Source organism: Starkeya sp. ORNL1 (assembly GCF_012971745.1).
In the GTDB taxonomy this organism is placed as follows: Bacteria; Pseudomonadota; Alphaproteobacteria; order Rhizobiales; family Xanthobacteraceae; genus Ancylobacter.
Genome location: NZ_CP048834.1, coordinates 992,090 through 1,017,419, shown reverse-complemented (window position 1 = coordinate 1,017,419; position 25,330 = coordinate 992,090). Strand labels below are relative to the sequence as shown.

Below are 25,330 nucleotides of genomic sequence, written 5' to 3'. Positions count from 1 at the left end.
ATGCCAGATCTGGCGAGCCTCGCCTTCGCGTCACCGCTCGCTTTGCTTGCCTTGCCGCTCCCGCTTCTTGCGGTGGTCCTGCTGCGGCCTCGCGCTGCATCGTCGGCCGCCTTGCGTGTGCCCCTCTCCATCCTCCTGAACGCGGAGGGGCGCGCGCCGGGCGAGTGGGCGCCGGAGCCGGGCCGCCGCGCTTTTCCCTGGCTGGCCTGGGCGGCATGGGTCGCGCTGGTGGTCGGACTTGCCGGGCCGCAGATGATCTCCGCCAGCGTCGCGCTGCCGATGAGCGGGCGGGATCTCATGCTGGTGCTCGACGTCTCCGGCAGCATGGAGGCCAAGGATTTCACGCTGGACGGGCAGCCTGCGCGCCGGCTCGACGTGGTGAAGGCGGTGACGCGGGATTTCCTGCGCCGGCGCGCGGGCGACCGCATCGGGCTGGTGTTCTTCGCCGAGAACGCGGAGCTCGCCGCCGTGCCGACCTTCGATATCGCCGCCATCCAGGACGTGCTGGCCGATACCGAGATCGGCATGCTCGGCCGCTCCACCGCCATTGGCGACGGGCTCGGCCTCGCCTTGAAGCGGCTGAAGGACTCCTCGTCCGCTTCGAAAGTGGTGGTGCTGCTGTCGGACGGCGCCAACACCGCCGGCATCGTCAGCGCGCAGGCCGCGGCGCAACTTGCCCGGACGCTCGGCGTACGCGTGCACAGCATCGCGCTCGGCAGCGACACCACAGCGGGCGAGGGCGCCGGCGAGCAGGTGGACGCCGCGGCGCTGGAGGATATCGCCGCGACCGCCGGCGGTGAGTCGTTCCGCGTCCGCACCACCGACGATTTGCGCACTGTGACCGCGGCCATCGACGCGCTGGAGCCGACGCGCATCGAGGGCGCGCCGGTCGCCATCGCCCGCGAGCTATGGCCTTATCCGGCCGGGATGGCACTGCTGCTCTGCCTCATGGGCTTCGCCATGGGGCGTCGCACATGAGCGGCGTCGACATCACGCTGCTGCGCCCGTTCTGGCTGGCCGCGCCGCCGCTCGTCGCGCTGATTGCCATCGCCTGGCGGGCGCGCGGATCGCTGGGTGACTGGCGTCGCGCCGTGGACCCGCATCTGCTGGCGGCACTGGAACGGCGCGGCGCGGTGGTCGCCGCCAAGTCCGCCGGCCTCTCGCTCTGGCTGCTCGCCGCCGGCATCATCGGCGCCGCCCTGGCCGGCCCTGCCGTTGAGCGACGCACCGCGGAAACCTTCCGCAATCTCGATGGCCTTGCCATCCTGATCGACACATCGCGTTCAATCACCGACGGCGGCGGATCGGGCGATGCGCGGCTCGCCGCCATGCAGGCGCTGGAGGCGGCCGGCTCGCGGCAGGCCATGCTCGTGCTCTATGCCGGAGACGCCTACGCGGCGGCGGCCTTCACCGGCGACCGTCAAGTACTGCGCCCGCTCATCATGGGCGAGACCGCCGGCGTCGTGCCGGACGCCGGGAGCAATCCGACCCGTGCGCTGGCGCTCGCCCGCCGCAGCTTTGCTCAGGCGCGCATGCTGGGCGGCGATATCGTGATGGTGACGGATGGCGGCGGCATCGTCGAAGCGACACTGGCGCAGGCGGCCGCGCTCCGCGGGGAGGGCCGTCATGTGCATGTGATCTACGCGCCGGCGCCTCATCCCTCGGATTCCGCGCCGCTGCCCGATCTCAACGCGGCCGCCGATCTCGCCCGCGCCGGTGGCGGGCGCCTTGCCACCGGCAGCGATGCTTCGGCCGTGGCCGAGGCCATTCGCGAAAGCCCGGCCCGCCGGACCGGGCAGGCGGACTATATCGCTCTCGCCTGGACCGATTATGGCCGCTACGCCCTCATCCTCGCGATGCCGGCACTGCTGCTGCTGTTCCGGAGGCGGGCATGATGCGCGTGCTCGCGATCGCGGCGTGCGTGCTCGCGGGCGCGGTCGCGCTGGCCGGCGGCGATCGTGGCGGCCGGCTGCTGCTGCATTGGGGCATGCCGTCTCTGGCTGCGTCGGTGCTGCACGATCAGGCGTGGCGCGGCATCGCGCTCTATCAGGCCGGCCGGCATGATGAGGCGCTTTCCGCCCTGCGCGCGACCCGCAGTCCGGAGGCGGCTTACAATCTCGGCAACGTGCTGGCCCATACCGGCGATTTCAAGCTCGCGGTCAAGGCTTACGACCTGGCGCTGCGGCGCGATCCGGATGATGGCGATGCGCGGGCCAATCGCGCGCTGGTACTGGCGCTCATGAGCCCGCACGCGCCAGCCGTGAAGGGCAAGGCTGCCAGCGTCGCCAGCGCCACCGCGACCAAGGAGAGCGCCAGCGAGAACACTGCGGGCGACGCCGCCGGCCTGCAATCCTCCCAGGGCGACGGCATGGCCGGCACGCGGGAATCCGGGGCCAGTGCCGACAAGGCCGGCTCCAGCCGGGTCGACCGACGCGGCGACGCCGAGGCCGGCATCAGCGAGCAGGGCGTTAGCTCGTCGAAGGGCGCCGCTTCGGACAGTGCCGGACGGGCCGGCCGCGGCGGCGGCCAGACCAGCCTCGCTAAGTCGGATGGACCGAGCCCGCGCGAGGCAGCGCCGCCGCCGACCATGGAGACGGCACAGGCGACGCTGCAATGGCTCGCCTCGCTGCCGGACGATCCGGTGCGCTTCCTGCGCGCCCGCATCGCCGCCGAACACCAGCGGCGCATCGAGGCCGCAACCGCGGCACCGCCGGGAGCCTCGCCATGGTGATCGCACGATGGCTGGTGTTGCTGCTTCTCCTCGCCGCATCTCCCGCCGTGGCTGACACAGTCGCGATCCCCGGCGCGCGGCTGTGGGTCGAGGTCGAGGACAAGGGCCGCGCGCCTTATCCGCAGGAAATGGTTCTGGTGCGCATTCGCGGTCTCTACACCATGCCCATCGCACTGGAAAAGCTGGAGGTTCCAGCGCTTCCCGGCTTCCGCGTCGTGCAACTCGGTGGCGACGTCTGGACCTCGGCGACCGATAATGGCCGGCCGGCCCGTGCTCTCCAGCGCACCCTGGCGCTGTTCGCGCAGCATGGCGGCATGCTGACGATTCCGACCTTCACCCACCGGCTGACGGTGATCGATGCGTCCGGCGAGCGGCGCGAGGTGACGCTGGCGAGCGCGCCGCAAACGCTGAACGTGGCGCCGATGCCGGAGGACAAAGGCGCCTGGTGGCTCCCGGCGCGTTCGGTGACGCTCACGGAAAGCTGGAGCGTGCCCCCGGAGGCGCTCGGCATCGGACAATCGACCCGGCGCACCGTCACCCTCGAAGCCGAGGGCGTCGCCGACGACCAGCTTCCTCCGCTTGCCATGCCGCCGGTGCCGAAGCTGATCGCCTTCGCGTCCCCGGTGACGCGGGCGACCACGCTCGCCGTCGCGCTCGACGAAGCCACGGCCGAGCAGCGGCGCCAGGCGCTGCGCCGTCCCGGCCGGCTGCCCGTGGTGTCCGGTCGCGACGGACCACGGGCGAGGGCGACCTTCGTGTGGGACATCCGCCCGACCACGGACGAAGCCGTCGAGCTGCCAGCGATCGAGGTGCCGTGGTTCGACACCGATGCAGGCGCGATGCGGATGGCCAAGCTGCCGGCACATACAGTGGCGATCGCGGCGACCGGGCCCAGCGTCGAGGCGCTGGAAGCCGCGCTCGGCATCGCCACGTCCGCACCCGACAGGACGAACTGGCCGGACATCGTCCTCGGCGTGTTGGTCAGCGGGCTCGCCTTTGCCGGCGTCTTCGCGATGCTGAGAGCGATAAGCCGCGCAGGCTTCACCGGCCGTCGGGCAGCGCGAACACCGTGAGCTGCCCGCCGAGCGCGGTGTAGCTGCCGAGCGCGGCATAGGCATCCTTGGCGCCGGAGCCGGCATTCGGGTCCGTCAGGCCGGCGGCCAATCCGATCCCCGCCCAGCCGCCGACCCCCGACAGTACCGCGACATACTGGCGGCCCCGGTGCTCATAGGTCGTGACGTTGCCGACGATGCCGGAAGGGGTCTTGAAGCGGTAGAGTTCCTTGCCGGTGAGGGCGTCGACCGCCTTCAGATAGCCTTCCAGCGTGCCGTAGAACACGACGTCGCCGGCGGTGGCGAGGGCGCCGGACCAGACCGAGAAACGCTCCGGCACCGACCAGACGATCCTCCCCTTCACATTGTCCCAGGCGATGAAGCCGCCGGTGCGCCCGTCGCCGCCCGCCGCCGGATACATCGACAGCGTGGCGCCGACATAGGGCTGGCCAGCGACATAGTCGACATGGAACGGCTCGTAATCCATGCACATGTGGCTCGTCGGCACGTACATGAGCTGGGTTTTCGGGGAGTAGGCCGCCGGCTGCTGGTTCTTGGCGCCGATCGCCGCCGGACAGATGCCGGAATAGGTGACATCCTCGCCCTGCGCCTCGGTGCCATGCGCCGGGTCGAGGACCGGCCGGCCATAGGTCGGGCTGCTCCTGTCCGTATCGACCTTGCTGGCCCAGTTCACCGTCGCATCGTATTTCTCGGCGACCAGCAACTCTCCGGTCGCGCGGTTAAGCGTGTAGGCGAAGCCGTTGCGGTCGAAATGGGTGAGCAGCGGCGTCGGTTTTCCGTCGACGGCCTGGTCGGTCAGGATCATCTCGTTGACGCCGTCATAGTCCCACTGGTCGTGCGGGGTCATCTGGTAGACCCAGCGAGCGACGCCGGTATCGGCATCGCGCGCGAAGATCGTCATCGACCATTTATTGTCGCCGGGGCGCTGCGAGGGGTTCCATGTCGAGGGATTGGCGCTGCCATAATAGACGAGGTTGAGCTTCGGGTCGTAGGCGAACCAGCCCCAGGTCGCGCCGCCGCCGATCTTCCACTGCTCGCCCTGCCAGCTCCTAAGCGAGGAGTCCTTGCCGACCGGCTTGCCGAGCTCGGTGGTCTTTTCCGGTTCGATCAGCAGGTCGGCGTCCGGGCCGGTGCTGTAGGCACGCCAGGCCAGCGTGCCGTCCTTGATGTTGTAGGCGCTGAGGTGGCCGCGCGCGCCGAACTCGGCGCCGGCGATGCCGACGATCAGCTTGTCCTTCACCGGCATCACCGTCGCGGTGTTGGATTCACCCTTCTTCGGATCGCCGTTCGCCACCGACCACTTCTTCTCGCCGGTGCGGGCATCGAGCGCGACGATGGTGGTGTCGGCCTGATGCAGGAAGACCATGCCGTCCGCATAAGCGAGGCCGCGATAGACCAGGTCGCAGCACATGATGCCGGCGACCTGCTGCTCCTGCCGCGGCTCGTACTTCCACAGGATGCGGCCGTCATGGTCGAGGTCGAGCGCATAGACGATGTTGGGGAAGGGGGTGTGCAGGTACATCACGCCGTCGACGACGAGCGGGCCGCCCTCATGGCCGCGCAGCACGCCGGTCGAGAAGCTCCACGCCACCTGGAGCTTGCCGACATTGCCCGCATTGATCTGGTCGAGGCGGGAGTAGCGGGTGTTGGCGTAGTCGACCGTCTGGAGCACTTGCTGCGTCGGGTCCTGGATGCGCTTCAGCACGTCCTCATTGCCGAGCGCCGCCACCAGCCCGGCAGCGAGGATGACGCCGACGCCGGCACTGCGCACCACCACCTTGAATACACTCACCAATTCCTCCCGGTAACCGGGTCGCGACCTGCCATCGGACCAAACGCATCCGCCATGTTAAGCCCGGTCAGGTGGCCCGTAAGCCCCGGCACGAGGTGCGGAGCTCGCGACAAATTGGCCGGGGCCGGCTTCGACGCCATATGTGCATCTGCCACGCCTCTCGAATTACGGAACCGAATTCATGCCGCGGCACTACAGCAATGGCGGTCGGAGCGCGCCCGCGGCCACCCGAAGAATGATGGCGGCGCCGCCCTTGCCGAACACCCACACCCTCAAGGAACGGGTCGGCGCACTGCGCAATCTGCGCCCCTTCATGGCGATGGTCTGGCGCACCAGCCCGCAACTGACGGCAGCCTCGCTCGTGCTGCGGCTGTTGCGTGCACTGCTGCCGGTCGTGACGCTCTATGTCGGCAAGCTGATCATCGATGACGTCGTGCTGCTGGTGCAGATGCCGGGCAAGCCGGAAACATTGGCGCAATGGCTGGCCAGCGGCCTGCTCGAATGGCTCGGCTTCCTGCTGTTAGCCGAATTCGTGCTCGCCGTCCTGGCGGATCTTCTCGGCCGGGTCGTCTCGCTGGTCGACAGCCTGTTGTCGGAACGCGTCACCAACGCCTCCAGCGTCCGGCTCATGGAGCATGCCGCCAAGCTCGACCTCGAGGATTTCGAGGATGCCGATTTCCAGGACCAGTTGGAGCGGGCGCGCCGCCAGACCAGCGGGCGCATGACCCTGATGGGGCAATTGTTCGGCCAGGCGCAGGATCTGGTGACGGTGGCGAGCTTCGCCGCCGGCCTGGTGTTCTACGCGCCCTGGCTCATTGCGTTGCTGCTGGTGGCGCTGGTGCCGGCCTTCCTCGGCGAGGCGCACTTCAACGCCAAGAGCTATTCGCTCGATTTCACCCGCACGCCGGAGCGGCGCGAACTCGATTATGTGCGCCAGACCGCCGCCAGCGTCGAGACCGCCAAGGAAGTGAAGATCTTCGGCCTCAATAGCTTCCTGATCGACCGCTATGTCAGCCTCGCCGCGGACTTCTACGCCGCCAACCGGCGGCTCGCGATGCGGCGCGCCACCTGGGGCGGCCTGTTCACCGCGATCGGCACGGTCGGCTATTATCTGGCCTACGCCTATATTGCGTGGCGCACACTCGCCGGCGAATTCTCGGTGGGTGACCTGACCTTCCTTGCCGGCTCGTTCCGCCGGCTGCGCACCCTTCTGGAAGGCCTGTTGTCCAGCTTTTCGACCACCGCAAGCCAGGCGCTCTATCTGAACGACCTCTTCTCCTTCTTCGAAGTCCGGCCCGAAATCCTGTCGCCGGCCAATCCCCGCGCCTTTCCCCGGCCGATCCGCCAGGGCTTCGTGTTCGACGATGTCGGCTTCATCTATCCCGGCGCCGAGCGCTGGGCGGTGCGTCATCTCAGCTTCACGCTGGAGGCCGGCGAGGTCATCGCGCTGGTCGGCGAGAACGGTGCCGGCAAGACCACGCTGGTGAAGTTGCTGACCCGCCTCTACGATCCGGACGAGGGCCGGATCCTGCTCGATGGCCATGATCTGCGCGAGTACGATCTCGACGATCTGCGCGGCAATATCGGCGTGATCTTCCAGGATTTCGTCCGCTACAATCTCAGCGCCGCCGACAACATCGCCGTCGGCAGGATCGCGGCGCGGACCGACCGCGCCCGGATCGAGCAGGCGGCTTCCCGTAGCCAGGCCGACGCGGTGATCGCCAGGCTGCCGGCCGGCTATGACCAGATGATCGGCAAGCGCTTCAAGAACGGCGTCGAACTCTCCGGCGGCGAATGGCAGAAGATCGCGATTGCCCGCGCCTATATGCGCGAAGCGGAGGTGCTGGTGCTCGACGAGCCGACGGCGGCGCTGGATGCCCGCTCCGAGTTCGAAGTGTTCCGGCGCTTCAAGGAACTGAGCAAGGACAAGACCGCGATCCTCATCTCGCATCGCTTTTCCAGCGTCCGTATGGCCGACCGCATACTGGTGCTTGCTGAGGGCAAGGTGGAGGCCGCGGGCACGCACGAGGAACTCATCGCGCAGGCCGGCCGCTACGCCGACCTCTTCGAACTGCAGGCAGCAGGCTATCGGTAGCGCAATGTGCTAAACGGCCTGGTGGCGGCCAAGGCGCGGTGGTGATGACGGCGACGGAAGATTTCTATGCCCGCGTGCCGCTGTTCGAGCGCTTCGACAGCCTCATGGACCAGGGCCACTATGTACCGCTGCCGGACGATTGGTGGATCGGCATCACCGATGTCGTCGCCTCCAGCGAGGCCATCGCGCAGGGGCGCTACAAGATGGTGAACATGGCCGGCGCCTCGATCATCGCGGCGATGGCGAATGCTCTCGACCACAGCCCCTTTCCCTACGCCTTCGGCGGCGATGGCGCGACCTTCGCCGTCGCGCCTGCCGAGGCGGCGCCGGCCCGCGAGGCGCTCGCCGCCACCAGCGCCTTCTCCCGCGACGAATTCGACCTGCCGCTGCGCGCGGCGCTGATCCCCGTCGCGGCGCTGCGCGCGCAGGGGCGGGACGTGAGGGTCGCCCGCTTCGCCACCTCGCCGCAGGCGCGGTACGCGATGTTCGCCGGCGGCGGCATCGCGCTGGCCGAGCAGGCGCTCAAGCGCGGCGAGTTCGCCGTGCCCGCCGCCGCGCCCGGCGCGCGACCCGACCTTTCCGGGCTTTCCTGCCGCTGGCAGCAGATGGTGGCGCGGCACGGATTCATCCTGTCGCTGATCGTCGTGCCCTCCGGCGACGAGCAAGGCGGGGCGTTCCATGCGCTCATCGCCGACATATTGGCCATGACCGGCAGCGGGACCGACGCGGCGCGGCCGATCCCCGACGAGGGACCAGCGCTGCGCTGGGCCACCGATGGCATCGGTGTCGAGGCGTCGATGGCGGCGCCCGACCGCATGCCGATGCTGCTGCGCCGCCTCAGGATCGCCGCGCAGTGGACCGGCGCCGCACTCGTATTCCGCCTGGGCTTGCGGCTCGGCAGGTTCGATCCCGCGGTCTATCGGCGCGAAATCGCCGAGAATGCCGACTTCCGCAAATACGACGATGGCCTGCGCATGACGCTGGACGGCACGCCCGCGCTTGCCGACCGGCTGGAAGCGCGGCTGGAAGCGGCCGTTGCCGATCGCGTCGCCGAATACGGCCTGCATCGGCAGGATGCGGCGATCGTGACCTGTTTCGTCCCATCCGTGGTCGGCCATGACCATGTGCATTTCGTCGACGGCGCCACCGGCGGCTATGCCGCCGCCGCCACGCGTCTCAAGGAGCGACGCGCCGCCGCAAGCTAGCAGGGGGCGCCTCCCAGGTTGTGTGGCACCATCCCATGCCGGGCCGTTGCGCTGCCCGGTTTTCGACCTCCCGCCAATTGTGCTAACAAGACCTTAATATCCTGGGCGCGGAAAGACGGTGGATGCGCGGGCGATACGGGGCGGTCCTTACATTGCTGAGCCTGGCGCTGGTCGGCGTCTGGACGCTGGAGGCTGCGCACGCGGCTGAGCGAAAGGCCCTTTCTGCCCAGAAGGCGACTTTATCCGGACCGGCTGTGTCTTCCGGGCCGCAGCTCGTTCTGCAGCCGATCCCCGCCGAATTGCTGGTGCCGGTGGAGCATTTTCCTGCCGAACTGTCGGCCCCATTGGCGGCGGACTGGCTCACATCACCTTCGCTGCTGGCGACGTCGGGCGAGAGGTTCGCTGCCTGGAGGCAGGCTTCCGTCGATCCCAGGGTCGTCGCCGCGCCGGCAGACCTGCGAGGGTCCTTCACGGATAAGGTTGCCGTAAACCAGGGCACGCTCACGGGCGTGCCTGTTCCCCTGCCACCGAGACGACCCGCGGTGGTGATGGCCTCCCTGGAGCAGGACGTCGTCGAGCCGCCCGTCGACAATGCGTCGACGCCTGACCTCGAGGAGAACTCCCCTGCGGAGGCGGTACCCGCGGCGCGGCCGATCCGCGCCGGTCGTGTCACGGCTTCACAGGCCCCGGCCGAGATCGAGGCGTTGATCCTGCGTCATGCCGATCGCTTCGCATTGCCTGCGAGCCTCGTTCGTCGCGTGGCCTGGAGAGAAAGCAAGTTCGATCCGAAACAGCGCAATGGTCCCTATTGGGGGCTGATGCAGATCCGCGTCCAGACCGCCCGTGGCCTCGGTTTCCGTGGCGAGCCCGCGGATTTGCTCGATGCCGACACCAATATGACCTATGCCGTCGCCTATCTCGCCAACGCCTACAAGGTCGCCGGCCGCAACGAGACGCGGGCCGTGGCGCTCTACGCCAAGGGCTACTATTACGAAGCCAAGCGCAAAGGCATGCTCAGGGCGTTGATCAAGACCGCGTCCGTCGACCAATAGCTCCAATCCCCCAAGCTCGACACTGCAACGCTTCGGAACGTCCGTCGACGACGGTGGACGGGGGAGTTGGTGCCGGTTGATGGCGGCAAGTCGGCGTGTCTAAGTACAAGTCGGCGTGCCTAAGCATCTGATAAAAAAACAGAAACGACGTTTGCCGTTCGCGCGACGTACCAACGGATTCCAGCATTCTGCGCGAGCCAGGTGTCGGGGCGGCTTTCCGTTTCCGGCGCCGATTGGTTGCAGACCGACGAACCCTGCCTGTCGCGCGAGGTATCGCATCGACCATTCCGTCGGACTTTATGGCGCGCTTACACGCCTCGGCCACAATCCCAATCGCGGTTTTATTCGCCCCAGAGCATATCTCCCTCCGCGGCCATCCGGTCGCATGGAGAAGAAAATGACGATCCGCTCTTTCAGGCGGGCCCTTCGGCGGTTCTTTGATCGCGCCAATCGCCAGATCACGGACGCGGCCAATATGCATGCTCGATACGACGTTCGGTCTCGAAGCCCGCATTGGTGAGCCGCGCGTTCGCGGCGCTTGATCCGTCGTCACGGGCCGCTCTCGGCCGCCTCCAGCTGAAGGCGGCCTTCGAGATCCTCTGGTCCCTCTTCCTCGCGCACACGCCGAGGTTGGCGCATCAGGCCGCTTCTTGAAGCCCCAGGATTGGATCGCTCACGGATTGCGAGCACAGCGGGCAGCTGGCGCATCTGCAGTCAGGATCAAAGTGACAATGAACAAGGGTTGGCGAACGATATCTCATCTGGAGCTGGAGCTCGATGAGGAGGGCCTGAGCCAGGCTCTATGGCTGAGGAACGGCAATGCGGAAGCGATGGGCTTTTATTGCGACCTTGGCGCCCGGTACGTGAAGGGTGACGATTTTCCTCCGACATCGGGATGGTACGACACCGCCGGACACTCGCTGACCTTCACGCCCGCATATTATCGGCCTGTGGAAGAGGCAGGGGAGGTGAGAAGCCAACCCGTGTCTGATTCCGGTCACAAGCCTGCTTTGGGAAAGCGGCCGCGGGCAGGGCTGCAGACCTAGCAACCGGGAAAGGCACTTTAGGAACGGCACCGACGCCCTGACGTTGAAGCTGCAGGCTCGTATTCCTTTGCCCGCCCCCTCTGAGAACATAGCGGTCGGAGGCCGGATGAGCGTTATTGCAGCCTATATTTATGGCGACGGAAAGCGGCGGCGTGAGATCAATCTCAATGCGCCCGAGAGTCTGGAACTCGCGGAGGGCGAGTTCGCCTGGATAGGTCTGCTCGAACCGGACGAGGACGAGCTACGCATCCTGCAGGACCGCTTCGACCTCCACCCCCTGGCGGTCGAGGACGCGCTGAAAGCCCGCCAGCTCCCCAAGGTCGATGTCTACGGCGACCAGATCTTCGTGGTCGCCCGCACGGCCTATCTGGAGGGCGAGCAGATCGGCTACGGCGAGACCGACATGTTCGTCGGCTCCAACCACATCATCACCGTGCGGCACGGCTCCGCGCGGTCCCACAGCGACTTGCGCCAGCAATTGGAGGCGGCGCCCGCGCATCTGAAGTATGGCCCGGATTACATCCTGCACGCGGCACTCGATTTCATCGTCGACGGCTATTTCCCCATCGTCGAGGCGATCGAGGAAGAAGTGCTCGCCATGGAGCGGCATGCGCTCGATGCCTTCCTCCGCCGCGAGGAAATCGCCCGCATCTTCAATCTGCGGCGCGAGCTCATGCGATTTCGGCGAATCCTCGGGCCTATGGAAGAGGTCGCCAGCCGCCTCGAACACCACGAAATGCCCTGCGTCGACTTCGAGGTGCGCCCCTATTTCCGTGACGTCCGCGATCATGTCCGACGGGTCGCCTCGATGGTCGAGACGCTACGTGACGTCCTGTCCTCGGTGTTCGAGGCAAGCACCCTGCTGGAGCAACAGCGCCAGGGCGCGATCACCCGCCAGCTTGCCGCCTGGGCGGCAATGCTGGCCGTCCCGACCGCCATCGCCGGCATCTACGGGATGAACTTCGACGTCATGCCCGAACTGCGATGGAAGTACGGCTACTTCGCCGTGGTGGGGGTGATCACGGTGCTCTGCGGGGTGCTGTACGTGCGCTTCAAGCGCGCCAGGTGGCTGTAAAGGATCCACAGGCGGAACTGACGGACCCACATGACCACTGTGCGTTTTCAATGGGTTGGTCAATCGCGTTAGGGGTGGTTCCACCCCGCGTCTAAAGGCTTGGACCACACCCTGACGGGGTGAAACGGTGCGGGAGCTTCCCACTCCTTGCTCTTCGTTTACTGCGTAGCGGGTGGCAGAAGGTAAAGCGTCATGGAGAAAATCACATAGACCATCAGCAAGAGCACACCGACGAACCAAGCCGAACGTCCGCCACTGGTAGTCAGGAACGCTGTGAACGTGGAAATGAGCACCATGACAACCGCGCCTGGCCAGAACAGCAGGTCCATCGGTGCCGGGCCGATGACGTAGCTGATGAGAACCAGCATTGGAGCGACGAAGAGCGCAATCTGGGATGCGCTCCCCAGGGCAATGCCCACGCTCAAGTCCAGCCGATTCCTGCTTGCGCCGGAAAATGCCGAAGCCATTTCGGCGGCGCCGCCGACCAGCGCTACCACAATGAAGCCGACAAAGGCGGCGGTCATTCCGAATGCGATGGCAGCGTGCTGCACCGATTCTACGAATACCTCGCTTACCAATGCCACGAGGACCGTGACTCCGGCCAAGGTCGCCAGCGCCAATCCCAACGGCAACGCCACTTCGCCAGCTTCCTCCTCTGGAGCGATGGCACCGAAGAACTCCCGATGTGTCTTAAGCGAGAACACCAGGCCCAATGCATAAGTCCCGATGAGCAGCACCGACAGGCCCACGCTCAATTTGTTCACGAACGCCGTTGAGGTTGCGGAATCGGCATCGGCGACAATCGACGGAGCCAGCATCGCGATAACCGCGAGAAACAGAAGGCTGGTCTGGAGGCGGGCGCTGACCCGATTGAAGTCCTGCACATGGTACTTGAGGCCTCCAATCAAGAAGGATGCCCCCAACATGAAAAGCGTGTTGGTGACAATTGCTCCGGCGATGGATGCCTTCACCAGGGTGTACTGTCCGGCACGCAACGCGGCCAGAGCAATGATCAGCTCGGTCAGGTTGCCTAGCGTGGCGTTGAGGAGGCCACCCACGGCATCGCCCGTTCTGGCGGCGACGGATTCCGTCGCATGGCTCAGCAGCGTGGCCAGGGGCACAATCGCCAGCACGGAGAGTACAAACAGCAGCGTATGCGCTTCGGGTTGGAACGCCTGGGCAAGGAATACCGCAGGAACCACAATCAATAGCCACAGAACTGCGTTGTCGCGGATTTCCCGGAGCAGTGGGGCAATGGTCGCCATCAGGGAGGTCTCCCTTGTCTTGGAACCGGCGCCTCGTGCAAGCTCCAAATCGATCCAACGTCACGTTGCCGGGCTACGTCGTGCCGGCCTTCGGCACCCCGCGTTGGAGGCGGCAAGCTCGTGCGGCGTAGGCAGGAGCGAAACCACTTTTGCCTAGTTGACGCTTTTCTGCCCCCAGACGGAGACTCCGCCACCGCCGAATGCCCAGAAATCGGGAGATGTCAGAAGCGCCAGCGCCCGATCGAGCTTGTCTTTGTCCAACGCACCTGAGGCCAACATCCGGCCCTGCATCTGTTCTGCGGTAAGACTGAAGAACTCCGCGACGGGAGAGCCGCCTTGCAGCAATGAAAAGTCGCCTTCGCCACCCACATCCTTGAGCCCGGAGCCGGCTAGAATCTTCGGCAATGCGCGTGCCCAGAAGCAGTCCCTTCCTGACGCTTTGACGACCGTATCGGTCAGCGCAACCATGAAGTCTCGGTAATCGGACGATTCGGACGCATGGACAGGGAAAAAGTCCACCTCCTCGAGGAGAAGCCAGCCGCCAGGCCGGAGCGCTGAGACCATCCGGCTGATTGCCAGTTCCGGATCAGGAAGATGATGAAGCAGCCATCGCGAATGGACGAAATCGAAATCGCCCTCGGGCAATGGCTCCAATAGGATGTCGTGCTGCTTTGCTTCCAGATTTGGTCGCACCAGTTCTTGTAGCAGCGCCACATTGATATCTGTGGCCACAACGCTTCCTGCGGCGCCCACCTGCTCGCTTAGCCATAGTGCGATCGACCCGCCACCCGCACCGACCTCTAGACAACGCGCCCCTTCACGAAGCCCCAGAGCGCCAATGCGACGCTTGGTCATCGGATCAAGGTAAAACTCCAGGAGAGCCAGTCGTCTTTTTGCCTTGTCCCACGAGTTATCCAATGCGTAGCCAGACATGGTCGCCCTCCACGGTCATCAGCAACGCCGAATTCAATCGGTGGAGTTTATTCGATGGGCTCAGCAATCAGCAATTGGTAGATGCGCGAGTTCCGTTATATCACTGCCCTGTGCTGCTGGCCTGCACCTTGGTGTCCACGCTTTCTCCGATCGCTTTCAGCCCGCAATAGGCCAGCCAGCGGCGCCACCCGGTGGTGCCCCCCTGGCTTCCTCGCGGGTTGCGGCCGATGTCCGGGTTGTCTGGTGCGATTGAGGGTAGGGTAGGGTAGATCAGCCCGGATTTCGCGGGATCGGCCGAGGACGTCCTCTGTCCAATCCCGGGATTTGCGCAACTCGCCTTCTCGCAGAGTGAACGCGAAGCAATGTTAGGATCCAGTAACAGGACGTGTGCGGGGCTTGCCGGGGAGGCAGGCCTCGTCGGTCCTGGCGACAGGTATGCGGACGGTACCGGAAGCATTTTGGGACGATGCGGCTCGAACAACTGAAATTTCTCTGCGCGATCGTCGACAACGGCTTCAGCATCACCCGTGCGGCGGAGGCGCTGCATATCTCGCAGCCTGGGATCAGCAAGCAGATCAACAGCCTGGAACTGGAGCTCGGTGCGGAGCTGCTGGTGCGGGTCGGCGGCCGGATTGTCGGCCTCACCGGAGCAGGCCACACCACGCTCGCCGTCGCCCGCCGTGTGCTGCTGGAGATCAACGATCTCGTCCATTCCGATCAGAGCCTGAAGGATCAGACCAGCGGCCGGCTGACGATCGCCACCACGCACACCCATGCGCGCTACGCGCTGCTGCCGATCATCAAGGATTTTCGCCAGGCCTACCCGCTGGTCCATCTGCATCTGCTGCAGGCGAACCCGGCGCAGGTGATCGGCGCCATCGCGAGCGGCACCGCCGATGTCGGCATCACCAGCGCAGAAGGCGAACTCGAGGGTGAGCTGCGCATCTTTCGTGGGCGCGATCTCGCACGCAGCGTGATCGCGCCCATCGGCCATCCGGTGTTCCGTGAAACTCCGCTGACGCTGAAGCGACTGAGCAGCCACCCGCTGCTCACCCTCGATGCCTCATTCCCCGGCGGCCACGCCGTGCACGTTGCCTTCGAGCGCGCCGGGATCGAGCCGAACATCGCCATGACCGCGATCGATGCCGATGTCATCAAGGCCTATGTCCGCGTCGGTCTCGGCATCGCCGTGCTGCCGACCATCACCTTTGAGCGCACCGTCGATCCCGCGCTGGATGCGATCGATGCGACGCATCTGTTCGGCTCGGCGCCGGTGGTGATCCTGACGCGGCCGGAGACGCGCCTGAGCGGCTACATGGCGGATTTCATCAATCGCGTGGCGCCCGGACAGCTTGCGAACGGATAACCGCTGGTTATGCGTCCATGACAACAAAATCCTTCAAGGCATAAACGCCTCTGTCTACCTTCCTCCTCGACGCCAATAGCAACAGCCGAAACCCCTCCAAGAAGGGGCGGCCGGGAGGAAGTTTGTGCCTCAGAAAAGCGGCTCGCGAATATTCGCCGAGTTCCTGGCAGACAGCGGTGTAACGCACGTCTTCTTTCTGCCCGCGATCATGCTCAAGGGGCTCGCGGAGATGGAGGACCTCGGCATTCGCCGCGTCATGGTCCATGGCGAGAAGGCCTCCGCGTACATGGCCGATGGCTATGCCCGGGCCAGCGGCCGTCCGGGAATCTGCATGGCGCAGTATATCGGCGCGTCCAACCTGTCGGCGGGCCTGCGCGACGCCAAGCTCGCCAGCAGCCCCGTCATCGCCATCACCGGGGGCCCGACGCCCAGTTCGCGCTACCGGCACGCCTACCAGGAGCTGGAGGACTTCACGCAGTTCGACCCCGTGACCAAGTTCAACGCCCGGGTCGACGACGCCAGGCGCCTGCCGGACCTGCTGCGCCAGGCCTTCCGCGAGGCCACCTCCGGTTGTCCGGGCCCGGCGCATTTGCAGATCGCCGGACCGCATGCCCAGGTCGCCGAGGGCCGCACCGACCTCGACACCATCGTCGAGCAGCGCTTCACCAGGGTGCCGGCCTTCCGGCCGGAGCCGGAACCGGAAGCGATCCGCGAGGCTGCGCGCCTGCTCTCCCGGGCCACGCGCCCTGTCATCGTCGCCGGCGGCGGCGTGATCTCCTCCGGCGCCGCGGCGGAGGTGCTGGCGCTGGCGGAGGCGCTGAACATTCCGCTTGCCACCTCGATGAACGCCAAGGGCACGATCGTCGACGATCACCGCCTCTCTGCCGGCGTCGTCGGCACCTATTCGCGGGGTTGCGCCAACCGGACCGTGGTCGGAGCCGATCTCGTGCTGTTCATCGGCAGCCATACCGGCGGGCAGGTGACGCACAATTGGCAGGTGCCGCCGCGCGGCACGCGCGTCATCCAGATCGACATCGATCCCGCCGAACTCGGCCGCAACTACGTCAACGCCGTCTCGGTTCTCGGCGACGCGAAAGTCGCCACGGCCAGGCTGCTGGATGTCGCACGCGGGGAGCCGCAGGCGGATCGCTCCGGCTGGATCGAGGAAGTCGGCGGCTTCGTGAAGCAGTGGCGTGCGGAGATGGAGCCGTTCCTCTCGTCAAGCGCCAGGCCGATGCGTCCCGAGCGCATCTGCCGCGCCATCGGCGAGACCCTGCCGCCGGATGGCGTCGTCGTCACCGACACCGGGCATTCGGGCATCTGGTCATCGACGATGATCGATCTCCGCCATCCGACGCAACGTTTCATCCGCTGCGCCGGCTCGATGGGCTGGGGCTTCCCGGGTTCGCTCGGCGTGAAATGCGCGCTGCCGGATCGGCCGGTGCTGTGCTGGAGCGGCGATGGCGCCTTCTACTATCACATCGCCGAACTGGAGACGGCGGCGCGCTACGGCATCAACGTCGTCACCGTCGTCAACAACAACTCGTCGCTCAATCAGGAAATTCCGCTGTTCGATAAGGCTTATGGCGGAGAGCAGCGCGGCCGCGCCGACGAGATGTGGCGTCACTCCAACATCAATTTCGCCAAGGTCGCCGAAAGCTTCGGCTGCGTCGGCATGCGCGTCGAGGACCCTCGGGATCTCGATGGCGCGCTCAGGGAAGCCTATGCCGCCAATCGGCCGGTGGTGATCGACGCGGTAAGCGACGAGCGCGCCATGGCCAAGCAACCGTGGCTGCCATGAAGATCGGAACCCGCTTCGGCACCGACCTCGCGACCGACGCGCTCGACGCGATCGTCGATCGCGAACCGCAGATCGAGCAGATTGCGCACGGCCTTCTGTTCGGCGAAGGCCCGGTCTGGGATGCGCGCGAGAACCGCCTGATCTGGACCGACATCATCGGCGACACGATCTGGCAGTGGAAGCCGGGCGTCGGCGTCTCGGCCTTCCTCGAAGGCTCGCGCCATGCCAATGGCCTCACTTTCGACCGGCAGGGCCGCCTCAACGTCGCCGGTTGGTCGGCGCGCACCATCTGGCGCATCGAGCATGACGGGCGCTTCGTCGATGTGGCCTCGCGCTACGACGGGAAGAAATTCAACAGCCCGAACGACATCGTGGTGCGCTCGGACGGCCGCATCTACTGGACCGACTCGGCCGGCGGCCTCGTCATTCCCGGCATGGTCGGCGAGGACCTGCAGCGCTACCTCGATATTCAGGGCGTCTACTCGGTCGGCGTCGACGGCGGCGAGACCAGCCTTGTCGTCCCGGACGTCACCTATCCCAACGGGCTCTGCTTCTCGCCCGACGAGAGCATCCTCTATGTCAACGACACCAGGCTGGCGCTGATCCGCGCGTTCGATGTCGCCGCCGATGGCAGCGTCAGCAATGGCCGCATCTTCCATCGCCTTGCCGGTACCGAGCCCGGCGTCGCCGACGGCATGAAGGTCGATCGCAACGGCACGCTCTACTGCACGGGGCCGGGCGGCATCCATGTGATCGCGACGGACGGCAGCCTGATCGGGCGCATCCGCATCGCGGGCCATGCCACCAACCTCGCGTGGGGCGAGGAGGACTGGCGCACGCTGTTCGTCACCACCTACGAGAACGTATTGCGGATCCGCATGAAGCAGCAGGGCATTCCCGTGCCGGTCGGAGGGCTCGCCCGATGAGCTGGCAATTCGAACGTGTTGCGGGTCCCTTCGAAGGCGAGGCCGGCGGGCTGGTGTGGGACGGTGCGGCCATGCTCTTCACCACGGTGGATGAGCATCGTCTGCTCCGCTTCGATCCCAAGACCGGCGCCACCGAGGAGGCGCGCCGCTACACCAATCGTGCCAAGGGTCTGGCCTACGGTCCCAATGGCGAGCTCTATGCCGCGCAGGAAGGCGGCCGCCGCATCATCCAGTTGATGGCGGACGGCTCGGTGACGGCGCTGAAGGCGCTGCTCGACGGCAAGTACCATAACAATCCCTGCGCGCTCACGGTCGACGCGGCGGGGCGGGTCTGGTTCTGCGATCCCTTCCATCCGATCCGGGTCTTCGGGCCGGCGCTGTTCCCGCCGCTGCCGCACGGCTCGATACTGCGGCTGCATCGCGACGACCGGCGCAACTGGGCGCTGAGGCGCATCACCTTCGACACCGTATCGCCGCGCACGCTTGCCTTGTCCGCCGACGAGAAAACACTGTTCGTCGCGGATGGCGAACCCTCCTCGCCGGGCGACCGCGAGCTGCGCGCCTATCCGGTTCGGCCGGACGGCTCGGTCGGCACGCCGCGGGTGCTGCATGCCTTCGGCCGGGACGGGCAGGGCGCGCATCGTGGCATCGAGGGCATGTGCCTCGATGCCGAGGGCAACATCGTCGCCGTCGCCGGCTCGCGGGCGGCCGGCCCCGGGCCGCTGGTCTATGTGTTCACCCCCGAGGGCCGCATCCTCGCGACCCATTCGCTTCCGGGCGATCTCCCGGCCGCCTGCGCCTTTGGCGGCGACGGGCTCGAGGACCTGTATGTGACGACCGCGCAAGGCGAACTGTATCGCGCCCGGACCGACCGGCGCGGAGCGGCGAAGACGGGGGCGAACTGAAATGGATGTCGAATTCCGCCACCCGAGGATGCGCGACATCGCCGATGTCACCGCACCGCTGGTCCAGATCGCGCGCGGCACGACCTTCGCGGAGGGCCCGGTCTGGGACTGGCGCAACCGCCGGCTCTATTTCACCGACATCATCGAGGACCGGATCTGGCAGTGGACGCCCGGAATCGGGATGGAAGAGGTGATCCATCCGTCCGGCCATGCCGACGGGATGACCATCGACCACGAAGGGCGCCTGGTTGTCGCCGGCTGGGCGTCGCGCTCGGTGTGGCGGCGCGAGGCGGACGGCTCCATCGTGCCGCTCGCCACGCATTATCAGGGCACCAAGATCAACACCCCGAACGACATCGTCGTGCATTCCAGCGGTGCCATCTATTGGACCGACGGCGACGGGGCGTTCTACATCCCCGGAATGGAGAGCGACGATCTCCAGCGCTATCTCGACTTCAACGCCGTGTTCCGGCTCTCCCCTGGTGGCGAACTGACGCCGGTGATCACCGATTTCGTCTTCCCCAACGGACTGACCTTCTCGCCGGACGAGACGCGGCTTTATGTGAACGATACGCGCCAGTCGCTGGTCCGGGTGTTCGACGTGAGTGCCGATGGCAGCATCGGCGATGGCCGCATCTTCTATGAGCTCCAGGGCGAGGAGGTCGGGCACGCCGACGGCATGAAGGTCGACATAGAGGGTAATCTCTACTGCACCGGCCCTGCGGGCGTGCATGTGATCGCGCCGGATGGCACGCTGCTCGGGCGGCTTAAGATTCCCGCCGAATGCACCAATCTGGCATTCGGCGATGATGACTGGCGCTCGCTTTACATCACCACGCATCACGCGATCTATCGCGCCCGGATGCTGATCCCGGGGATTCCGGTCGGAGGCACCGATGCGCGCTGAAATCGAACGCATCGCCGGTCCCTTCAACGGCGCCGCCGGCGGCGTCGCCTGGGACGGCGCCCGGGTGCTGTTCTCCATCGTCGGCGAGAGCCGCGTCATGAGCTTCGATCCGGCGACCGGGGAGGTGGCCCAGTTTCGCCGCTTCACCAACCGGGTCAACGGCATCGCGGTTGGTCCGGCCGGCGAGGTGTACGGCGCGCAGGAAGGCAGCCGGCGGGTCATCGAGTTCGTCGCCGACGGCTCGTCGCGCCCGACGCAAAGCCGGCTAAGGGGGAAGTTTCACAATTTTCCGACCGACCTCACGGTCGACGGCAAAGGGCGCATCTGGTTCGCCGATCCGTATAATCCGGTGCGTGCCACCGGCCCGCAGATCTTCCCGCCGCTGGATCACGCCTCGGTGCTGCGCGCGTCACGCGAAAAGGCCTATGGCATATTCCTGCCATGGTTCCTGACGCGTGTGACCCATGACACGACGGCACCGCGCGCCGTGCTGCTGAGCCCGGACGAGCGGACGCTCTACGTGGCGGAAGGCGAGGGCGGCGGTCCGCGCCGTTGCGAACTGCGCGCCTATCCCATCGCCGATAATGGCGAGGTGGGCGACTATCGCGTGCTGCACACCTTCACCTCCACCGGCGGCAAGGCGGATCGCGGCGTGGAAGGCATGTGCCTCGATCGCGACGGCAACATCGTCGCCTGCGCCGGATGGGCGCGTGGCGGCCCGGGACCGCTGATCTATGTGTTCGCACCCTCCGGCGCGGTGATCGAAACCCTCGCCTTTCCCGCGGAAATGCCGGCGCGCTGTGCCTTCGGAGAAAAAGGTCTCGCCTGTCTCTACCTTACCTGTGGGCAAGGAAATCTCTATCGTGTGAAGAATTTCCGTCAAGGTATTGAGCGAAATGCAGGCTGATTATCTGTATTATCGTTTTGCCTTTGAAGTCGATGCGCCAATGTCGACTGAGGCGAGCACGGTAATCGATCGTAAAGGCTGCGTAACTAGTTTTTGGATAGTCGACGCGTAAACGAATAAGACGTGACTACGTGATCATGAACACAAGCAGAACAATCTGCGATCACATCTGGGAGGATGGAAATGCAAGCACCGACCCGCAGGTCCGCAGTGCACGGCGCACTCGGCGTCCTCGGCCTCGCCGCCGTCACAACGCTCGCTCCACAGGTTGCATCCGCGCAGGCGCCGCGGGCACCCGTCGGTCCGATCGAGATCACCGTCGGCACCGGTGCCGGCGGCACGCCCGACGTGGTGATGCGCCAGGTCGCCAAGGTGCTGAATGAAAGCGGCCTCGTGCCCAACCCGATCGTGGTGCAGAACCGCACCGGCGGGTCGTGGACGGTCGCGGCGAAGTTCGTGATCGGCAAGGCCGGCCACGACAATGTGCTGCTCGCTCTGGCGGGGCCGATCTGGGGTACGCCGATCACGCAGGGCGTCGACACCTTCTACGACAAGGTCACGCCGATCGCGATGTTCGTGCGCGGCGAAGTCGCCGTGGCCGTGCAGCCTGACAGTCCGATCAACAACCTCAAGGACCTGATCGCCAAGGCCGGCGAGCGCGAGCGCGGCATGAAGATCGCCGGCGCCCAGGTCGGAGCGGTCGACCACATCGTCACCGGCATGATCGAGAAGGCCGGCAATGTGAAGTTCAACTACATCCCGTTCGACGGCGGCGGCGCCGCGCAGACCGCCTTCCTCGGCAAGAATTCGGACATGATCGTGCTCGGTGTCGCCGAAGCGATTGAGCTGAAGAAACAGAACAAGATCAAGGTCATCGCCCTGTTCAGCGAACAGCGCCGGCCGGACCCCGAGTTCAGCGACGTGCCGACCGCACGCGAGCAGGGCTACGACCTCATCTGGGATCAGACCTGGGGCCTCGCCGGTCCTCCCGGCCTCGACCCTGCCGTCGTGAAGTGGTGGGACGAGAAGCTCGCCGCCATGGTGAAGCAGCCGGAATGGCAGAAGATGGTCAAGGACAATTGGTGGACCACCGTCTTCGTGCCGAGCGACAAGGTCAGGGCCTGGACCGACGACTACCAGAAGAAGTGGCGGGCGGCCCTCACCAATGTCGGTCTTGCGAAGAACTGAGCGGCACGATGATCAACATCGTCGCCATTATTCTCGTCCTTGGAGCACTGGGGGCCGGCACCGTCTCGTTGCTGGGCGACAGCTACTGGACGGGGTTCTCGCCGGGCCCGGCCTTCATGCCCTATTGGGTGGCCGGGTTCGGACTGGTGGTCGCGGTGTTGCTGCTGGTGCAGACCATCCGCGGCACCGGTCCGCGCGAAGAACAACCCGACTTCTCGGACTTTCCGCAGGCCGGGACCGTCATCGCACTGCTGTTGGCGCTGGTCCTGCTGATACCGGTGCTCGGCATGCTGGTTGGATCGGTACTGCTGATGCTCACCTTCCTGCTCGTGCTCAAGCGGCGACCGCTATTCCCCAGCCTGCTGGCGACAGCAATCACCGCCGCCATCGTCTACGGCGTGTTCGAGACCTGGCTCAACGTCGATCTGCCCAAGGGCATGGTCGGTCTGTAGGCGTACGATCATGGACGAACTGATCTCGCTGGCGCACGGCTTCGAAACGGCGCTCAGCCCGCACGGCCTGCTGTTCACCTTCATCGGTGTGCTGCTCGGCCAGCTGATCGGCGCGCTGCCCGGCATCGGGCCGGCGGCGGGTATGGCGCTGCTGCTTCCCGTGACGTTCGGCATGCCGCCGACCATCGCCGTGATGATGCTCGCCGGGATCATGTACGGCGCACAATACGGCGGCACGCTGACGTCCGTGCTGATCAACGTGCCGGGCGAAGCCTCCAGCGTCATGACCGCGGTCGACGGCCACCAATTGGCGCGGCAGGGGCATGCCGGCAAGGCGCTCAGCATCGCGGCAATCGGCTCCTTCCTCGCGGGCATCGGCGCGGTGGTCGTGCTCGTTTTCGCCGCGCCCGCGCTCAGCCAGTTCGCGCTCAGCTTCAACACGCCGGAATATTTCCTGCTCGCGACTTTGGGCCTCACTGCGTCCGCCGGATTCGGCAGTTCCTCGGTGCTGAAGGCGCTGCTCGTCACCGCCTTCGGCCTGATGATCGCGCTGATCGGCACCGATCCGATGACCGGCACGCCGCGCATGAGCTTCGGCAGTGACGATCTTGCGGACGGGCTCGACTTTCTGCCGGTGGCCATCGGCCTGTTCGGCATCGGCGAAGTGCTGGCTTCGCTCGATACTCCCGACGCCGGCCCCGTCGCCAAGATGCGGCTGCGCGAGCTGTGGCTGACCAAGGCAGACTGGATCAAGTGTCGTGCCGCCATACTGCGCGGCGGCATCATCGGCTTCATCATCGGCGTCATGCCGGGGGCGGGCGCGGCGGTGTCTTCGCTGATGGCCTATTTCGTCGAGCGTCGCTTCAGCAAGCATCCGGAGCAGTTCGGCCACGGCGCACTCGACGGCATCGCGGCGGCCGAATCCGCCAACAACGCATCGGCACACGGTGCCTATGTGCCGATGCTGGCGCTCGGCATTCCCGGTGGTCCCGGCACCGCGGTGCTGCTCGGCGCGCTCATCCTGGCGGGCATCCGGCCCGGCCCGTCGCTGATGACCGAGCAGCCGGCCCTCGTCTGGGGCCTTATCGCCAGCATGTTCACCGGCAACCTCATGCTGCTGATCCTGAACCTGCCGCTGGCACCGCTGTTCGCCTCGGTGCTGCGCGTTCCCTACGTCTATCTGGCGCCGGGCATCATCGTGCTCTCGCTCGTTGGCGCCTACGCCCAGACGCTCACCATCTTCCCGGTCGTGGTGGCGATCGTGTTCGGCGTGATCGGCTACTTCATGATCAAGACGGACTTTCCGCGCGCGCCGCTGGTGCTGGCCATGGTGCTCACGCCCATCATGGAAAGCTCGCTCAGGCAGTCGCTGATGTTCTCCGAAGGATCGCTCCTGATCTTCATCCAGCGCCCGATCGCGGCGATCCTGCTGTTCGCGGTGATCTTCTCGCTCGTCGGGCCGCTGCTGATCTCCCTTCAAAGGCGGCGCGCACGCCGCACGGCTCTCAAAGCAGGGTAAGCTCCATGACGCAGGTAATCGATGTCCACGCCCACATCCTCTCCGAGGAGACGATGCGGCTGATGTGCGCGGAATCGTCGGAGATGGGGCCCCGGCTCTCCAATATGCGGGCCGAGGGCGCCACCCTCGAGATGATGGGGCGGACCCGCGGCAACTTCCCGCGCCTCGCCTGGGACGTGGATCTGCGCCTGAAGACGATGGCCGATACTGGCGTCGACATGCAGGTGCTCTCGGTCGTGCCGCACACGCTCGTCTACAATGCCGAGCCGCAGCTCGCCCAGGCGTTCGCGCAGATCCAGAACGAGCAGATCGCCGCGCAGGTGCGCGCCATGCCGGATCGTTTCGCTGGCCTGGCGACCCTGCCGCTGCAGTCGCCGGCCGCCGCCGCCCAGGAATTGCGCCGTGCGATGAAGCAACTCGGGCTCAAGGGAGCGATGCTGGGCTCGCATATCGAAGGCAAGAACCTCGACGACCCGGATCTCGAGGAGATCTGGGAGGTCGCCGACGAACTCGGCGCCTTCATCTTCATCCATCCGCAGAAGCCGGCCGGCGCGGACCGGACCAAGTCCTACTATCTGTCCAACCTCATTGGAAACCCGCTCGACACCACGATCGCCGCGGCCAGCCTGGTGTTTGGCGGGGTGTTCCAGCGCCACCCGAACCTCAAGGTGATGCTCTCGCATGGCGGCGGCTTCACGCCCTACCAGGTCGGCCGCTTCGTCCATGGCTGGCACGAGCGGGCGGAGGCGAAGGTGCATCTCAAGGTCTCGCCCGAAGAGGATTTCGGCCGCTTCTTCTACGACACGCTCACCCATTCGCAGCCGACGCTGCGATCGCTCATCGAGTGGGTCGGTTCGGGCCATGTGCTGTTCGGCACCGACTATCCGTTCGACATGGGCGAGTTCGATTGCGCGGCACACGTCAAGGCGCTGAATCTCCCGCGTTCCGACGAGGAGATCATTCTCGGCAAGCGGGCGGCCGAACTGCTGTCGCTGACCCTGACCGTCGAGGCAAATGGATGACACTCATGCCGGGTCTCGATACGAGCCCGGCAATTGGTGACGCCTGCCAAAACGATGTCGGGGCATTCGG

21 protein-coding genes are annotated in these 25,330 nt (G+C 66.1%); 18 read left to right on the top strand and 3 right to left on the bottom strand.

The genetic code is table 11. The annotated features are described in order from the left end of the window. The 4 genes from G3545_RS05035 to G3545_RS05020 are packed head-to-tail and all read left to right on the top strand — an operon-like array spanning position 1 to position 3,804. Entirely contained in the window at positions 1-978 is a 978-nt protein-coding gene (locus G3545_RS05035; RefSeq protein WP_170017913.1) for a VWA domain-containing protein, read from the top strand. Further along, positions 975-1,895: a VWA domain-containing protein gene (locus G3545_RS05030; protein ID WP_170010420.1), complete on the top strand. Its 921-nt coding sequence runs from the start codon at positions 975-977 to the stop codon at positions 1,893-1,895. Before G3545_RS05035 ends, G3545_RS05030 begins: the two co-directional genes overlap by 4 nt. Further along, positions 1,892-2,731 carry a tetratricopeptide repeat protein gene (locus tag G3545_RS05025; RefSeq protein ID WP_170010418.1) on the top strand — a complete coding sequence of 280 codons (840 nt, stop codon included), beginning with the start codon at positions 1,892-1,894 and terminating at the stop codon, positions 2,729-2,731. Before G3545_RS05030 ends, G3545_RS05025 begins: the two co-directional genes overlap by 4 nt. Further along, a complete protein-coding gene (locus tag G3545_RS05020) occupies positions 2,725-3,804 on the top strand; it encodes a BatD family protein (protein ID WP_170010416.1) in 1,080 nt (359 codons plus the stop codon). The genes G3545_RS05025 and G3545_RS05020 overlap by 7 nt, the downstream gene beginning before the upstream one ends. On the opposite strand, the gene G3545_RS05015 is transcribed toward G3545_RS05020, so the two are convergent. Next, positions 3,773-5,575: a methanol/ethanol family PQQ-dependent dehydrogenase gene (locus G3545_RS05015; RefSeq protein WP_170017912.1), complete on the bottom strand. Its 1,803-nt coding sequence runs from the start codon at positions 5,573-5,575 to the stop codon at positions 3,773-3,775. The two genes, G3545_RS05020 and G3545_RS05015, sit on opposite strands and share 32 nt — an antisense overlap. Before the next feature lie 256 nt (positions 5,576-5,831). On the opposite strand from G3545_RS05015, the gene G3545_RS05010 reads away from it, so the two are divergent. From G3545_RS05010 to corA, 4 genes are all read left to right on the top strand, one after another. Further along, positions 5,832-7,691, top strand: a complete 1,860-nt coding sequence (locus tag G3545_RS05010) for an ABC transporter ATP-binding protein (protein WP_206151439.1) — start codon at positions 5,832-5,834, stop codon at positions 7,689-7,691. A 44-nt stretch (positions 7,692-7,735) separates the two neighbouring features. Beyond that, positions 7,736-8,896, top strand: a complete 1,161-nt coding sequence (locus tag G3545_RS05005; RefSeq protein ID WP_170010412.1) for a DUF3095 domain-containing protein — start codon at positions 7,736-7,738, stop codon at positions 8,894-8,896. A gap of 122 nt (positions 8,897-9,018) precedes the next feature. Further along, positions 9,019-9,948 carry a lytic transglycosylase domain-containing protein gene (locus G3545_RS29600; protein WP_246702693.1) on the top strand — a complete coding sequence of 310 codons (930 nt, stop codon included), beginning with the start codon at positions 9,019-9,021 and terminating at the stop codon, positions 9,946-9,948. Between the two features lie 1,152 nt (positions 9,949-11,100). Beyond that, complete coding sequence (corA, locus tag G3545_RS04995) at positions 11,101-12,069, top strand: magnesium/cobalt transporter CorA (RefSeq protein WP_170017910.1); 969 nt, start codon at positions 11,101-11,103, stop codon at positions 12,067-12,069. A gap of 158 nt (positions 12,070-12,227) precedes the next feature. On the opposite strand, the gene cax is transcribed toward corA, so the two are convergent. Further along, on the bottom strand, positions 12,228-13,325 hold the full coding sequence (gene cax / locus G3545_RS04990; RefSeq protein ID WP_170017909.1) for a calcium/proton exchanger: 1,098 nt from the start codon (positions 13,323-13,325) through the stop codon (positions 12,228-12,230). Positions 13,326-13,487: 162 nt separating this feature from the next. Further along, entirely contained in the window at positions 13,488-14,267 is a 780-nt protein-coding gene (locus tag G3545_RS04985; protein WP_170010410.1) for a methyltransferase domain-containing protein, read from the bottom strand. A gap of 466 nt (positions 14,268-14,733) precedes the next feature. Here G3545_RS04985 and G3545_RS04980 point away from each other — a divergent pair, with 466 nt between their 5' ends. From G3545_RS04980 to G3545_RS04935, 10 genes are all read left to right on the top strand, one after another. Next, on the top strand, positions 14,734-15,633 hold the full coding sequence (locus G3545_RS04980; RefSeq protein ID WP_170010408.1) for a LysR substrate-binding domain-containing protein: 900 nt from the start codon (positions 14,734-14,736) through the stop codon (positions 15,631-15,633). Positions 15,634-15,757: 124 nt separating this feature from the next. Beyond that, entirely contained in the window at positions 15,758-17,434 is a 1,677-nt protein-coding gene (locus G3545_RS04975; protein WP_206151378.1) for a thiamine pyrophosphate-binding protein, read from the top strand. Beyond that, positions 17,431-18,360, top strand: a complete 930-nt coding sequence (locus G3545_RS04970; protein ID WP_170010406.1) for an SMP-30/gluconolactonase/LRE family protein — start codon at positions 17,431-17,433, stop codon at positions 18,358-18,360. Before G3545_RS04975 ends, G3545_RS04970 begins: the two co-directional genes overlap by 4 nt. After that, complete coding sequence (locus G3545_RS04965) at positions 18,357-19,265, top strand: SMP-30/gluconolactonase/LRE family protein (protein ID WP_170010404.1); 909 nt, start codon at positions 18,357-18,359, stop codon at positions 19,263-19,265. Before G3545_RS04970 ends, G3545_RS04965 begins: the two co-directional genes overlap by 4 nt. Before the next feature lies 1 nt (position 19,266). Continuing rightward, positions 19,267-20,172 (top strand): SMP-30/gluconolactonase/LRE family protein, encoded by a 906-nt coding sequence (locus G3545_RS04960; protein ID WP_170010402.1) that lies wholly within the window; start codon positions 19,267-19,269, stop codon positions 20,170-20,172. After that, the gene (locus G3545_RS04955; protein WP_170010400.1) at positions 20,162-21,079 is read left to right on the top strand and encodes an SMP-30/gluconolactonase/LRE family protein; all 918 of its coding nucleotides are present in this window, start codon (positions 20,162-20,164) and stop codon (positions 21,077-21,079) included. The genes G3545_RS04960 and G3545_RS04955 overlap by 11 nt, the downstream gene beginning before the upstream one ends. Before the next feature lie 183 nt (positions 21,080-21,262). Beyond that, a complete protein-coding gene (locus tag G3545_RS04950) occupies positions 21,263-22,267 on the top strand; it encodes a tripartite tricarboxylate transporter substrate binding protein (protein WP_170010398.1) in 1,005 nt (334 codons plus the stop codon). Between the two features lie 8 nt (positions 22,268-22,275). Beyond that, positions 22,276-22,719: a tripartite tricarboxylate transporter TctB family protein gene (locus G3545_RS04945; RefSeq protein ID WP_170010396.1), complete on the top strand. Its 444-nt coding sequence runs from the start codon at positions 22,276-22,278 to the stop codon at positions 22,717-22,719. Between the two features lie 10 nt (positions 22,720-22,729). Further along, entirely contained in the window at positions 22,730-24,238 is a 1,509-nt protein-coding gene (locus G3545_RS04940; protein ID WP_170010394.1) for a tripartite tricarboxylate transporter permease, read from the top strand. A gap of 5 nt (positions 24,239-24,243) precedes the next feature. After that, complete coding sequence (locus G3545_RS04935; RefSeq protein ID WP_170010392.1) at positions 24,244-25,260, top strand: amidohydrolase family protein; 1,017 nt, start codon at positions 24,244-24,246, stop codon at positions 25,258-25,260. The last annotated feature ends 70 nt before the right edge of the window (positions 25,261-25,330 follow it).